Genomic DNA, 13818 nt, shown 5'->3' with positions numbered 1-13818 from the left:
CCCTATCCTTACAGATTCCAAAATCCGGTGAGAAGCCGAACAAAGGCCATATCCGAAAGAAAAAGGAACGTGGAGAAGAAGAGAACTGTCCCCAAAACCACGAAGGTGGATTGAACCACTTCTTGGCGATTGGGCCACTGGACTTTTTTCAGTTCTTCGCGGCATTCTTGTATAAAAGCGTTTAACTTCACTCGTTTCCTTCCTGTGCTTTGGCGCTCACCAAACAACCGTTCCTTGCAGGCCCGGAGAGAATCGAACTCCCACCAAGGACTTTGGAGATCCTAGTTCTACCATTAAACTACAGGCCTTTAAAATCGTAAAACTAGCCCTCTACCAGGCTTGAACTGGTGACCCCTTCCTTACCATGGAAGTGCTCTACCGCTGAGCTAAGAGGGCATGTCTTGCTATCCGCTCCCAGGTAGGGAAGCTAGAAATACACAGTATTTTTGCCCTGGGTCCTAGGTCAAGGTTTTAGCGGTTGGATTCCATTCGTTTGGCACTATTTATGCTAGGAGGAAAAGAAGATGAGATTTTCCGGAAGGAAACTTTAATCTTATGTCGCATTCTCAGAAACTGCGAGAAAATTCTAGGCAGGCTTAGAAGGTCCGGGCGGAAGTGCCGGTCACTTCTCCTTCCACGACTCCGCAGGTTCTCATAATCGGAACCGTGGGGAAAGGTAGAAAAAGCATAAAAACCGTCCAGGGCGGAAAGAAATCGATCCCGTCTATGTAGATCACTGCGTTTTTCAATCGCATGGAATGCTTTTCGTCCGTGCTTGGATCCGCGATAATATCGTTCCAAGAAGCCGGAAAAGGACGGTTGTACCAAAATAAGGCCACGAAAGAGTACATGCATTTCCGAAATTGAACCCGATTCGGCTGCGGATTTTCGGCTTTTTCCGCAGGAATTTCCCCGTTCGGATGAAGCTGCACCCTGCGAATATACCCTTTTTCATAAAGACAATTCTGTAGAAAAAGTAGGAGCACAAGAAGGATCAGAATCGAGCGATTCATTTCTTTTTTCTCTCCGGAGTGTATTCGATCTGCCAACACCCCGATCGGTGCTCGAAGTGCACGTCGTTAAACGCCACGATTTTCGGATCCTTCTTCATTTCTTCGCGGAGGGCTTCCACGAGCACATCGGTTTTGGCTCTGTGAATCCCGACTTGGAAAGCGTTCAAGAACATTTTGTCGCAGATCTTCGTGCTTACACGCTCCGCGGCAGCCATCGAAGCGCTTGCCTCGTATTCCGCTCCGATCGTCAATTCGTTGAAATGCCCGAGCACCTTTCTTCCGTAACAGTCGTTCGAAAGACAGGACGCGATTCCTAAAAAACAGAATGAAAGAATCCGTTTCGATCCCATGTTTAACTGAAAGAATTTCGTTTATCAATAAAGAAGTCAAGAGCCATTCCCTACTTTTTCTTTTTTGTAAACTGATCCTTCCCTTAAGGACGGAAAAAAATGAAACGGGTTTGTAAAACGAAAAAGAGATATTCAGAAATCCGAAAACAGGTTCCACCCGAGACTCGGAAATAATAAGCGAAATATAAGAACTCTATAGGACCCGATGTAATTGCGGAATTTTCCGAGAACCGGACCGCTGTGCCTACGGAACAAAGAGAATCATTTCGGAAACGAGGAAAACGAGCCGGAAACGACTCCCCTATTTTTTCCTTCCGGAATGCGGGAAGGATGCAAGGCCCAAGATTTATCGGGATCTAAACTCCGGAAACGAACCGCAGATATTCCCTTCTCCTTTATGAATTTAGAATATTCCTCCGCGACAACCTCCTCATTTTCCGTAAATCGGTCCGGCTTTCCGTCTTCGTCCGTATCGATCTCCATTCGAACCGGAGGATAAATCCAAAGATTCACTCCTTGCTTTCCATCCGTATTCGATTCGATTCGTGCGACTGTTCCCGTTAGCGCTTGAGGAACCGCATTCCAATTATAATAGATCGAGGTTTCAAAGACTCCGTCCCCGTTCGTATCCAGCAAATCTACGATCCGGAAATTGTTCGGTCCGTAGTAGGATTTGGTATCTACTGCATTTCCTGGCTTCGTAATCTGCTCTCTATAAAGGATATTCGATTTGTCCGATCTTTTCGGATCCGTGCTGACCCATTGCCAAGTATCGGCTTGGCCGGATCTATGTTCGTCGATTTCTACAAAGACGATCTTCCCCGTATTCCTGTACCGAAAGGAATGCACATTCGGTTCCGCCTGGGACGCCGCGGAAAAATCGATCGTCTCGAACGGAGACCGGCAGGCATAAAGGAGGAAAATGGACGCGACAAACGGCGAAAAAAGAAATCGGAAAGGCCGAGCTGTCCCTCTTTCGAAAGACGAAATCCTCTCGGACGCAAATGGGCAAAAAAGAAAAATCACTCTAAAACCTATCGATTGGATTTTGCCCTCTTACATTCAAGAAGGACGAAAGAAACCTCCTCCAGGGCAATTTTAGTCCGTTCAGCTCCTTTCCCTGATTTGCAAAAACCCGTTACTTTTCCCTACTTTCCAGCAAGGCAATACGGTAAATTCGGCATAAAAAGCGACCTGACAGACCTTCCCCTCGATTTAACCCAGATTAAGGCAAAATCAACCATAAAATTATTTTATAAAATAATTTATTATTTAATAGACAAAAATAAAACCGATCCGACAAACTAGCCCAGAAATAACGCCCAATGGAGATAAGATATCGTATGGGAAAAATAAAATTCATCGGATTCGCATTTCTATGCATTTCCGTATTCGCAAATTGTGCCAAGAAACACGACAATAAGGACCAAGAAACGATTGCCGCTTTGCTTCTATTGACTTCGGGAAATTGCGCGCAGACCCAAAAAATTGCAGCGAATAGCTACATGTCCACACTCACCCCTGTTCCTTCCAGCTCCTGCAACCAGGCAACGATTTTCGGAACGGATCCGAATTCGACGCAGGCAATCGGAGTGTCCCAACTAAAAGCAACGTTAGCGATCGCTCAGGGCATTTCCGGATGTACGAACACGAGCAATTACATCCAAAATCTAATCAATTCTTCGGCTCCGGCCAACCAAACCACCTGGAACTCCCTCGTAGCCGGAATGCAATGGACTCCCCTTTCCAGTATAGTGACGGAAGGAATGGCAAGCGTGACCAAAACATGGCCTTCTTTAACCCCCTCACAATTGGCATCGATCGGAACCGCAAGCGTTTCCCAATACCAAACGTTTGCGTACGAAGCAGTGATCTCCTTATATGCATCGGCAGCAAGCGAAGCATCCTGCACCGCGGCAACCTTGGCAAAGATAAATGCGGATTTTCCAAACACCCAATTTCTCTGGAGCGCAACGACTCCCACAGCGGCAGCCCCTACGTTGATTAGCATTGCATGTACCTATGGATCCGCAAGAAACACCGCCATAGGACAATGCGCTACCTTGAATAACTTATTCTAATCGCCACGATCTCTCCGGCAAACCGATCCTTTGCAAAACTCCTGGAAGGCAAGGGAATCGGTTTGCCTTCTTTTTTTCTACGCAATAGCCTCTCCCAAAACCTGCAAAGCGGACTCCTTCTACTACAAGAGAAAATAAGAAAAATCCCAAACGACCTTCCCAAATCCGCATAACGTGAACCGAAGGAATCCTTGACCCTCTTCTTCGGAACAATAATTCCTCCGCTGCGCTTGAGATAGATCAAGAAAGGAATATTCCATTTTAAAATATTTTACTTGATTTATATTATTCTGAAATAGGATATAATACATTCGAGACAAGTATGTTCCTAAAGGAAATCCGTCATTTTTACGAATGGAAAGATTTGCTCTATAGCCCCGAGCATTTTATGCAAGGACTTCCAGCATTCGAATTGGCCAGAGAATGGCAAGAAGCGAACGGAATTCCAGCCGGACTGTCACGGCAATTGAATCGAATTTCAGAATTGGAAGATCTCAAACTTCTTTTCGGAATTCCGCAATTCAAAATCCCCATGCCCGTTTTAACCCAAAGGTCCCAAACGGATCTCCTAGCTTTTTGCAAAAATCACAAAGGACTTTGGATCCTAACAGTGGAAGGGAAAGAAACTCTGGGGCCCAGAATCCGAGATTGGCTTGCGGAATCCCCGGCAAGGTCCCAAAAACTCTTCCGACTCTTGGAATCTCTCGGGATTCCGGAAAAGGAAGCTTTGCACTTGCGATTCCAACTGATACGCCGCCTTTATTCCCTAATTACTTTCATGGACGATTTTTCCACACCTCAGGGAATTTTCCTCATCCAGGGCTTCGGAGGAGATAAGAGTTTATACGATGACTTTCATCAATTTTTGAGTGCTCTCGGAATACGGCCGAGCAAGGATCCCCTACCGGTATCACTGCAATTAGGAGGGAAACATGTGTACTTCGTTTTTTACGACTCTTAAGAAGAAGAGGAAGTTACACTTACCTTCGACCCGAAGTTTGCTTCCGAAGAACAGTAGCCGCAGGACTGGCAAAATCCTACGGAGAAGAACCGAGAAGGCCCTAACCTCTTTTTTTCTTGCGAGGGGACGCAGCCTTCAAGCTCTTTCGAAGTGGGGATTTTACCCTTCCGGAAGCGGAGGGATAAAAGAAATATTCCACCGGCTTACCCAAAAATCGACTCAATTCAAGCAACTCGAGCACGTCCAGCCTTCGCTGGCAGGACTCTATTTTGGACACTAATGACTGTTTGATCTCGAGAGCCTGCGCCACTTCCTCTTGGGTCAATTCGGCGGTTAGGCGGGCTTGTCGTACTTTATCTATGATTCGGCGATATTCGTCGCTATATATGGTTTTACTCAAAGTACAAAACATTGTACTTCTTATATCCCCTTATGCCAAATTTGAATATTACGGAAACCGCGAGTATCTGACGCAAAAAAGGGGGAAAATATTGACAAATATCTATTTTCCAAAAATCGAAAGCTGCTTTACTCACACAAAGGGTTTTTTGATAGACGAATCTTTCTTGGAAAAACCGGAATGCATTCTAATTTGAAATTCATTCTCGTTTGGTTTTCCCGCTCCGCAGCCTTTCCCTTTGAAGGAATAGAGAACCGAAAGAAGGTTAGCGTCTTTTGGGTGCCGCGGCTTTCAAGGATTTCTTACGAGAACGCTCCGAGTCGTCGAAGCGAAAAAAGAAATCTAACGGCTTGCGGTAAATCTTTGCCAAGGCCCAAAATTCGATCACATCGATTCGACGGTCTCCGGCCTCGATTTTAGAAACGTACGATTGCGGCTCTCCCAGGGCCTCCGCCACCTCGACTTGGGTAAAGCCGGCCTCTTTTCGGGCCTTTTTTAGTAGCTTTTGAAAAGCTCGGTATTCTTCAGTATAAATCGTTTTAGCCAAAACGAATCTATTCTACTTCCCAATCCGGCATATACCAAATCAGGATAGAAATCCCGGGAATCGGATTTTCCTACTCTGGCAATTCAGGCAGGCTTCAAAGCTTTCAGCTTCTCTACGAGTTCCGATAAGTCGCGTACGTCGCCTTTTTCGTGCTTGTGAAAAGAGGTCCAGCCGAGCTCCCTCGTGGGTACGATATCCAGCTCGATTTTATCCCCACAGTAAAATAATTTTTGGGGAGGAAGTCCTACGGATTCGGAAGCGGCTTGAAATATCAAAGGGGAAGGCTTTTCGAATCCGAACTCTGCGGATACGAAAATCGGATCAAAATGGCGGAGAACTCCTACGCTTTTCAGTAGATCCCGCAGGCGATGGTCCCAATTAGAAATAATCCCCAACCCATAATCTTCTTCTCGTACGAATTCCAATAATTCGGGAAATCCTGGATCCACCTTCCATACTTCCGGATCGTCGAACTTACGAAAGATGGAAAGAAAAATAGGATCCGGGTCCAGATCGGAACCGATCTCTTTTAGGAAAATTCCAAGGAGATCCCTCCACCATCCTTCGCTTCCCCCATCGTGAACGTGAAACTTATCCCGGTGTTCGAGCAAAGGAACTTTCGTCAATTGAGAGTACGCCTTATGAAAAGCCTTTTCCAAGGAACCGGGAGGACGAGAGTTCGTGAGTCCGAAATTTTTCAGTACGTCGAAGTAAATTTCTCCCGCCGGCTTTTTCATGGTCAGAAGCGTATCGCCGACATCTAAAAAAAGGAATCGGGCCTTGCCTTCGGATATTTTCATCAAATCTGCTTAGTCTCGAAAAATCGGATTTATGGATGTGAGGGCGAAAGTCCCGGTTGAACTGCTAACCTCGTTTCGTCCGCTCCTTCCTTTAATTTGGGATCCAAAGAGGATTTATGAGCCAACTTTAATTCCTTCAACATTGCGATTTCTTTTTCTTTGGTCGGCATCTTGTCCTTGGAATGCAAGGAAAGTTTTACCGCTTCCAGGACGGAATGCAACAATGCATCCGGAGCCTTATCCCAGATGGCCGAAGTAAGCACGACTACGATTTTTCTATGAGGAATCACGTAGATGTACTGACCTCCTTTTCCCGTGGCCATGAACGTGGACTTTCCTTCGAATTCGTGTAACCACCAATGAAGTCCGTAACGCGGGTCCACACCGGGTTCCAGGGTCCAGGCGATCCATTCCGGACGAAGGACCTGACGGTTATGCCAGCGGCCTCCTTCCAAATACAATTGGCCTATTTTGACCATATCGATCGGCCTCAGTCTCAAACCGAATCCGCCCGTTTGTCTACCGGAAGCGGAAGTATACCATTCTTCTCCGTGGATTCGCAACCAGGCAAAGATCGTATTTTTTGCATATTCATACAGGTTCTTTCCCGTCTTCGCTTCCAGATACCCTGCCGCCAACTGGGAATCCCCGTTGGAATATTCGAATTTCGTCCCCGGGGGAGAAGAAACCTGGGGCTCCCACGCTACGGAGAGAGGATTTGCCTCGGTCCGAATTTCTTCTCTTCTAACGAACGAGTCCCAGCCCATCCCGGAACTCATACGCAATGCGTCTTTCAGACGGACCGATTCTTTTCCGGACAATTCGGTCGGTAAAATTCCGGGTAGACTAGATTCCGTAACTGCGAGGCTTTCATCCAGATCGACGCCACAGCCGTTGCTGTAGCAGATCCCCAATAAAAGAGATAACATGGATTTGGTGACGGAATACATATTATGGTTGTGGTTCCTAGAAACACCGCCTGCGTATCTCTCCCAAACCAATTTTCCTTCCTTCGCGATCAGGAAGGACCGGACCTCGGTCTTATCTTTCCGCATTTTCTGCGAAAGTTCGACTAAGGGACGGGAATCCATTCCGGATTCCTCGGGAAAATGAACGGAAAAACCGTCCACAGGAGTCCGATCCAAATGCACCGGGTGATCCCAGCTTACACCGTCAGGTAATTTGACCCAGCCCCAGGCGAGGGCGCTACAGTTCGAAAACGCAATTACGGAAAAAATCGTTACGAAAATTCTAAAATGCAAATTCGAATTCTCCCCTTCGGCGTATCGGCTCCTTCTTGAAAGAATAGAGGGACCGCCATGTACTGGCAATCTTATTGGACGAAGTTTTCGGAAATTTTTTTCCAATTTTTCATCGAAAAAGAAAAGAGAAAAACTAGTCTCTCAACTGTTAGACCCGAGGAATCGGATCGTACGTTCAAGATTCCAAAAAAAGATTTCTCCCCGTTTTTCCGATCTTACGGTCAAATCTTTCTTTGCGAGGCTCGGAGCGCAAAAGACCGTGGAAGCATGTCCGCATACTCCTTCTTTCGGAGAAATTCCTTCCGATATTTACCCTTGCTTTTTCTTTTTCTAAGCGGTTGTTTTTTTACCGTAGATTGGAACGGGAATTCTAAAGCTAAGGAGAAAACGGAACTGCGAGAAGTCCCCAAACCTGAGGAAGGCAACCTCTCCGCGGAGGAGCTAAAAAGACTCGGAAAAAAACCGACCTTTAAAAGCGAAGAGGAAAAGCGGTTGTTCGAACTCATGACTTCGGAAGCCGGCCGCAATTTAAGAAATTCTAAAGACTGTTCCGTACTTTACAATAACTGTAAGGACGAGTGCTGGAACGAATTTCCGACCCCGAGCGTACAGACCGTTTTTACCGCCATTACCGTGGACAGGAAGAGAAACGGCTGCATCGATCATTGTCGGAACCTATGTAAAAATTGAGCTCGCAACATTCCCTGTCTTAGATTCGGGGAGGAACGGAGAAAGGCTGGACAAATCGTAACGAAAGCGCATTTTCCTGTCTTTCGGAGGAAAGAATGTCATCCCAAGAAATACTCATTTTCACCACTCTCGCGGATCGCGACCTAGCGGAGGAATACATAGCAGAAATGCTCCAAAACGGAATCATCATCAGCGGGACGATCTTTCCGGAAGTATCCCTACTTTACCAGTGGGAGGGAAAATTGACTATCGATTCCGAAAACAAGATTTTGTTGAAAGCGAAAGCGGAACAGTATTCCGCGATCGAAGAGTATATTATGAAGAAGCACCCCTACCTTGCGCCTGAAATCATCCGCTTGGAAGCGAGTTTCGGATCCGACAAATTCAAATCCTTCATCCAGCAGAAGATCGCGAAAGGGGGATAAAGAAATTCTGAATCGGGTCCGGTTTGATACCCTGATCCGAACCTCAACGGAATACATTCAAAATGTAATACAGAAACTTCGGCAAGGCCTCAGGCTTCGCAAAAATCGCGATTGCCAAACCTGTTAGAGCTCCGTAAAGGTGCGCGTCGTGATTGATTCCGTCGTTCCCTTTTTTGGCAGCGTAAAACGTATATCCCAAGTACAGAATCGCGAATAACGGTGCGGGAATCGGGACCGGAATCAAAAATAGAAAAATACTGGATTGTGGGAAAAAAAGGACGGAAGCGAAAACGATTCCTGCAGTTCCACCGGAAGCGCCAAGCGTTGCATATTTAGGATTGTCCTTGTTCTTGGCAAAGGAGATTCCACCCGCGGAAAGTATGGAAGCCAGATACACGGACAGGAACCCCCATCCCCCGATACTGTATTCCACAGCCGGACCGAAAAAATACAAGGTCACCATATTGAACAACAGGTGGAACACATCCGAGTGTAAAAAAGCTCCAGTGACTAAAGTGTAAAACCTTCCTTCTTTCGCGTCTCTGTAAGGACGCAATAAAAAACGCTCTAAAAAGTCCTGGTTTACGAAAAGCGCATACAGACTGACGGCGGAAGTGATTCCTATAGTGATTTCGGTTATCATTCCTTTCCCTACGATTTCAAGGACAGCATTTTGTCGCGCAGCATGGCCGCTCTTTCGAAATCCAATTCCTTTGCGGCCTTCAGCATTTCTTCCCTGAGACGTTCTTTCATCTCTTCCTTGCTGGAGAAGTTCTTTTCCCGGAATTGCTTGTTGATGTTTTCCATCGCGGCTTCTTCCATCGTAAATTCTCGCTGTTCGCGTTCGATAATGTCGCTGATCCCCTTCGAGATCGTCTTAGGAGAGATCCTGTATTTTACGTTGTGCTCCTCTTGGATAGAGCGACGACGACGCGTTTCTTCTATCGCTTTTTCCATGGATTCGGTCGTCTTGTCCGCATACAACACCGCCGTACCGTTCACGTTACGGGCGGCTCGACCAATGGTTTGTATCAAAGATTTATAATTTCTTAAAAACCCTTCCTTATCCGCGTCCAGAATTGCCACGAGAGAAACCTCCGGTATATCCAAACCTTCCCGAAGAAGATTGATACCCACGAGAACGTCATAAATCCCTTTCCTCAAATCCCGAATGATCTCCACTCTTTCCAAGGTATCCACTTCCGAATGCAGGTAGGAAACCTTGACTCCTAACTCCTTATAATAATCCGTCAAGTCTTCCGCCATTTTCTTGGTCAAAGTCGTAACGAGTACTCTTTCTCCCTGGTCCGTCCGCTTTCGGATCTCGATCAACAAATCTTCCACTTGATTCTTTGTAGGACGAATCTCCACGATCGGATCCAGAAGCCCCGTCGGACGAATGATCTGTTCTACGATGGTTTTGCTTTTTTCCATCTCATAGTCTGCCGGAGTAGCGGAAACGTACAGGGTTTTAGGCGTTAGATCCTCGAACTCCGTAAAATTCAAAGGACGGTTGTCCAGAGCGGAAGGAAGTCTGAATCCGAAATCCACCAAAGTCGTTTTTCTGGCCCTATCTCCCGCATACATCCCTCCGACTTGGGGAATCGTAACGTGAGACTCATCCACGATCAGTAAAAAATCTCCCCGAAAATAATCGATCAGGCAGGCGGGACGTTCTCCCTCTTTTCTTCCCGTCAAATGACGGGAGTAATTCTCGATTCCGCTGCAATACCCCATCTCCCGGAGCATTTCCATATCATAGTTCGTGCGGGATACGATCCGTTGGGCTTCCAGGAACTTATTCTCTTTTTTGAATTTTTCTTCCTGTTGCAACATCTCTGCGTGGATCACACCCATCGCATCTTTAAGCATGGGAGAAGAAGTGATGAAGTGCTTTGCGGGATAGACAAAACAACGATCCAATTTGGCGATCACCTGACCCGTTACGGGTTGGATCCGGGAAATCGCGTCGATTTCATCTCCGAAAAATTCGATCCGAATTCCGTCCGTATGATAGGCGGGAAAGATTTCCACGGAATCTCCTCGAACCCGAAAATTCCCGCGGGAAAAATCCACGTCGTTTCGATTGTACTGGATATGAAGCAGCTTTCGAATCACCGCATCCCGGTCTATGGTTTCTCCTTTTTGGACGGAGACCACCGACTTAGTATATTCTTCCGGAGATCCCAAACCGTAAATGCAGGAAACGGAACTCACGATCACTACATCGTCTCTCTCCAAAAGCGAGGAAGTGGCGCGCAACCTGAGCTTGTCGATTTCCTCGTTCATGGACATATCCTTTTCGATGAATGTGTCCGAGGAAGGAACATACGCCTCCGGTTGGTAGTAATCGTAATAAGAAACGAAATACTCGACTGCGTTCTCCGGAAAAAATTCCTTAAATTCGCGGAATAACTGAGCCGCAAGAGTTTTGTTATGCGAAAGCACCAGAGTGGGTAATCCGAGTTTAGAAATCACTTCCGCCATAGTGAAAGTCTTTCCCGAACCGGTGACTCCGACGAGAGTAACCTTCTCCTCTCCCTTTTTAAAAGAGGTGGCGATTTTTTCGATGGCTTGGACCTGATCTCCGGCGGCTTGGTAAGGGGAATGAAGCTTGAAAACGGCGGGCATAGTAATTTTCCTACTCATTAGAATCCTGGGAGAAAAAAACGTTTTTGGTCCCGGGAAAATTCGGAAAGTTCAGGCGATTTTCTTTTCGGCCAAGAACAGCGCCTGTTTGCGTTCTTCCAAAATTTCCAGATCCATTTTATCGAATAATTTCTGCATGACCATCATTCCGCGCATCAATGTCGCAGTGGAAGAAAATTTGCCTCTTTCGATATCCTCTTCCAGGTTCAGGTCCCGTAAATTGTTCACAAGACGGATCTTAAAGGATTTTCCGGGATCGACGGAATAAGAAACTTCCACCGTTCCTCCGTCGCCGTATTTTACGGCATTTTCCACTGCTTCTATGGAGCCGATCGTCAGATCTACGATGATATCTTCCGAGATTCCGTTACTTCTTAAAAACGTCTCCAGTCTGCTCCGAACGTATTGCATGGGCTGGAATTCCGTTCGACCTAAAACCGAATATTCTTCTTTTTTTACGGGCTTTTTACGTGCAGGCGATTCCGCAGACAGGGAATATTCTCTAGGATCCAATTTTCCCCGAGCCGCTTCTCCCGTCCCGACCATGGTCTCCAATATTTTTGGAATCCATTCCGGAGAAAAAACAGGTTCTTCCCGAAATTTTCTGAGAACATCCATTCGGATCCAGGCATGGAAATCCTGGGAATTTCCTATCAAACCGTTTGCTAGGAGATCCCTTACTTGGGCCTCGATCTCTCCTAGGGAAAAGGACATTCCCATATTTTTCCATAGGAACTTTTTTTTAAATGAATGTAAATCGGATTTTTGACGTGGGTCACTAAACCGGAAAGCGAGACCTGTCCGATTCTCTATCGTCCGGGTATCCGAAAAGCAAATTCGCTTTTTCCCGCAATTTCTGTCCGAATTTTTCCGTTCGGCGACGAGTTCTCCGCTCTAAAACCGGTGGAGAATTCCTTTTTTTCAAATCGAAAATTATGAAAAAGGCCCGTTACGAATCGATTTCCCGTCGACAGAACCAGAGACCTTTCCTGGAATCGGTCGGAGTCCGATTGCTACATTACCAATTCCTAATTTGTCGCAAGGCCTCGTATGCGACCACCGCTACGGCATTACTCAGATTCAGACATCTACACTCTTCTTCCATGGGAATTCTTAGGACGGAAGAAGATTCTACGGACCGCATGAGTTCCGGGGGCAACCCGGAGGTTTCGTTTCCGAAAAGAAGGGAATCGTTTTCCGAGAATTTGGCGGACGTATAGGAAACGGAACCCTTGGTGGAAATCAGATAGAGACCGGAATCCGGCGGCAAAGAAACGAGGAAGTTCTCCCAATTCTCATGACGGAATAAACGTACCTTATCCCAATAATCCAGGCCCGCTCTCCTAGCCGCTTTTTCCGTCAATTCGAATGCGGGCTCCCCGACGATATGCAACTCCGCCCCGAGCGCTATGCACAATCTTGCAATGTTACCGGTGTTAGGCGGAATCTCCGGCCGGAACAAGGCGATCCGGAGAGGCATATTTTATCCCTTCTTTTTCCCTTTGGCCAAGGACTTAGCCAAGATCGCTCCGAAAGAACCCGTAGAAGAAGTCTCTTCGGAAAGATATCCTCCATAATCCAGGCGATCTTGCACTTCCTTCGCTTTAGTAAGAGAAAGCGAGATTTGTCGTTTGCTCAAATTCACTTCCATCACGAAAACATCCACCTTGTCTCCCGGCTTAAACACCTGGGAAAGGGGAACTCTATTCGGAACGCCGCTCTCCCGATTCGGGACTAGACCGGAAAAATGTTCGTTCAATTTCACGAATAAACCGAAAGGCTTGATGCTCTCCACAATTCCGGAAACGACGTCGCCTTCCTTGAACGGAACGTTCTGAGCCCAAGGGTCCTTTAAGAAATCCTTAACCGTAAAACTATGTTTGTTTTCTTCCCAATCCAGTTTCAAAACTTTCCCGCGAAGGATCTGGCCTGGATGAAATTCCGTCGAAAGATCCGCGTTCTTCTTGAATGTTGCTTCGGACGCGGGCACGAGAGCGGTCAGTCCGTCCGCTTCCACGATCAACCCGAAGGAATGCACGGATTTGACCTTACAGGTCACGAACATTCCGGGCTTCAATTCCCCTTTCAGCACGGAGATCTTGGCTTCCTTTTCCTTGTCCGCGATTTTCTTTTGCGAGACCACGATCTTCCCTTTCTGTCCGACTTCCACGATCAAAAAGCGAAGGTATTTTCCGACTAGCCCGCCCTGCTTTCTCAATTCCGGATCGAGTTGAGAAAATGGGCAGAATCCCAAGGATTCACCGAGCTTCACCTCGACACCTGCTTCGTTCTCACCTACGATATGCGCCAGCACGGGGATTTCGGAAGTCTGAGCCACGGAAAGAAAATCCTTTTCCAAAGAATCTCCGCTGAGACAGGTCGTAAAATATTGGTCTCCGGAGGACTCGCGCAAAAAATATGCTTCGAATTCCGAGCCCGTGACCGGAGGCTCCGTAAATTCTTCCGCGAGCACGATTCCCGAAATTCCGGTTCCTTTGGCCTTGATAAAAATATAATCCGATTTTACGCTGCTTACGATCGCAGTTACCTTTGCTCCTGGTTCTAGCGCCGCTTTTTTTCGGAAACTCTCGTCCAAAAGTTTTTCAAAAAGTTCTTTTTGGGATTCTTTCATCTTTCTTC

General features: G+C 46.7%; 17 protein-coding genes and 2 tRNA genes. 4 read left to right on the top strand and 15 right to left on the bottom strand.

Going from position 1 to position 13818, the window contains the following annotated elements:
• Positions 1-8: 8 nt before the first annotated feature.
• From secE to lsa25.6, 6 genes are all read right to left on the bottom strand, one after another.
• Positions 9-191, bottom strand: coding sequence for a preprotein translocase subunit SecE (gene secE / locus EHO60_RS08280; RefSeq protein WP_135767648.1), 183 nt, complete (start codon positions 189-191; stop codon positions 9-11).
• A 46-nt stretch (positions 192-237) separates the two neighbouring features.
• Positions 238-308 (bottom strand) — tRNA-Trp (locus tag EHO60_RS08275).
• Between the two features lie 16 nt (positions 309-324).
• Positions 325-396, bottom strand: a tRNA-Thr gene (locus tag EHO60_RS08270).
• Between the two features lie 200 nt (positions 397-596).
• Complete coding sequence (locus tag EHO60_RS08265; RefSeq protein ID WP_135767647.1) at positions 597-1013, bottom strand: hypothetical protein; 417 nt, start codon at positions 1011-1013, stop codon at positions 597-599.
• Positions 1010-1363 carry a hypothetical protein gene (locus EHO60_RS08260; RefSeq protein WP_135767646.1) on the bottom strand — a complete coding sequence of 118 codons (354 nt, stop codon included), beginning with the start codon at positions 1361-1363 and terminating at the stop codon, positions 1010-1012. The genes EHO60_RS08265 and EHO60_RS08260 overlap by 4 nt, the downstream gene beginning before the upstream one ends.
• A 261-nt stretch (positions 1364-1624) precedes the next feature.
• A complete protein-coding gene (gene lsa25.6, locus EHO60_RS08255; protein WP_476737696.1) occupies positions 1625-2287 on the bottom strand; it encodes an Lsa25.6 family adhesin in 663 nt (220 codons plus the stop codon).
• Positions 2288-2688: 401 nt separating this feature from the next.
• Here lsa25.6 and EHO60_RS08245 point away from each other — a divergent pair, with 401 nt between their 5' ends.
• Entirely contained in the window at positions 2689-3444 is a 756-nt protein-coding gene (locus EHO60_RS08245) for a hypothetical protein (protein ID WP_246028194.1), read from the top strand.
• A gap of 322 nt (positions 3445-3766) precedes the next feature.
• Positions 3767-4405, top strand: coding sequence for a DUF6946 family protein (locus EHO60_RS08240; protein ID WP_135767644.1), 639 nt, complete (start codon positions 3767-3769; stop codon positions 4403-4405).
• 100 nt (positions 4406-4505) lie between these two features.
• Here EHO60_RS08240 and EHO60_RS08235 read toward each other — a convergent pair whose 3' ends face one another.
• From EHO60_RS08235 to EHO60_RS08220, 4 genes are all read right to left on the bottom strand, one after another.
• Positions 4506-4817 (bottom strand): helix-turn-helix domain-containing protein, encoded by a 312-nt coding sequence (locus EHO60_RS08235; protein ID WP_167880172.1) that lies wholly within the window; start codon positions 4815-4817, stop codon positions 4506-4508.
• A 253-nt stretch (positions 4818-5070) separates the two neighbouring features.
• Positions 5071-5352: a helix-turn-helix domain-containing protein gene (locus EHO60_RS08230; protein ID WP_135767643.1), complete on the bottom strand. Its 282-nt coding sequence runs from the start codon at positions 5350-5352 to the stop codon at positions 5071-5073.
• Between the two features lie 83 nt (positions 5353-5435).
• Entirely contained in the window at positions 5436-6152 is a 717-nt protein-coding gene (locus tag EHO60_RS08225; protein WP_135767642.1) for an HAD-IA family hydrolase, read from the bottom strand.
• Between the two features lie 29 nt (positions 6153-6181).
• Positions 6182-7414, bottom strand: coding sequence for a serine hydrolase domain-containing protein (locus EHO60_RS08220; RefSeq protein ID WP_135767641.1), 1233 nt, complete (start codon positions 7412-7414; stop codon positions 6182-6184).
• Between the two features lie 315 nt (positions 7415-7729).
• On the opposite strand from EHO60_RS08220, the gene EHO60_RS08215 reads away from it, so the two are divergent.
• The gene (locus EHO60_RS08215; protein WP_167880171.1) at positions 7730-8104 is read left to right on the top strand and encodes a hypothetical protein; all 375 of its coding nucleotides are present in this window, start codon (positions 7730-7732) and stop codon (positions 8102-8104) included.
• A 95-nt stretch (positions 8105-8199) separates the two neighbouring features.
• On the top strand, positions 8200-8529 hold the full coding sequence (cutA, locus tag EHO60_RS08210; protein ID WP_135767639.1) for a divalent-cation tolerance protein CutA: 330 nt from the start codon (positions 8200-8202) through the stop codon (positions 8527-8529).
• 43 nt (positions 8530-8572) lie between these two features.
• Here the strand turns inward: cutA and EHO60_RS08205 are convergent, their stop codons facing one another.
• From EHO60_RS08205 to EHO60_RS08185, 5 genes are all read right to left on the bottom strand, one after another.
• Entirely contained in the window at positions 8573-9172 is a 600-nt protein-coding gene (locus tag EHO60_RS08205; RefSeq protein ID WP_135767638.1) for a rhomboid family intramembrane serine protease, read from the bottom strand.
• 8 nt (positions 9173-9180) lie between these two features.
• Positions 9181-11160: an excinuclease ABC subunit UvrB gene (gene uvrB, locus EHO60_RS08200; protein ID WP_135767637.1), complete on the bottom strand. Its 1980-nt coding sequence runs from the start codon at positions 11158-11160 to the stop codon at positions 9181-9183.
• Positions 11161-11229: 69 nt separating this feature from the next.
• On the bottom strand, positions 11230-11892 hold the full coding sequence (locus tag EHO60_RS08195) for an ATP-binding protein (protein ID WP_135767636.1): 663 nt from the start codon (positions 11890-11892) through the stop codon (positions 11230-11232).
• A 304-nt stretch (positions 11893-12196) separates the two neighbouring features.
• Positions 12197-12658, bottom strand: coding sequence for a tRNA (cytidine(34)-2'-O)-methyltransferase (locus EHO60_RS08190; protein WP_135767635.1), 462 nt, complete (start codon positions 12656-12658; stop codon positions 12197-12199).
• A gap of 3 nt (positions 12659-12661) precedes the next feature.
• The gene (locus EHO60_RS08185) at positions 12662-13810 is read right to left on the bottom strand and encodes a S1 RNA-binding domain-containing protein (RefSeq protein WP_135767634.1); all 1149 of its coding nucleotides are present in this window, start codon (positions 13808-13810) and stop codon (positions 12662-12664) included.
• Positions 13811-13818: the final 8 nt, after the last annotated feature.

Source organism: Leptospira fletcheri, from assembly GCF_004769195.1.
Classification (GTDB): Bacteria; Spirochaetota; Leptospiria; order Leptospirales; family Leptospiraceae; genus Leptospira_B; species Leptospira_B fletcheri.
Note: the sequence above shows the minus strand (reverse complement) of the source record. Positions and strands in the feature narration are given on the sequence as shown.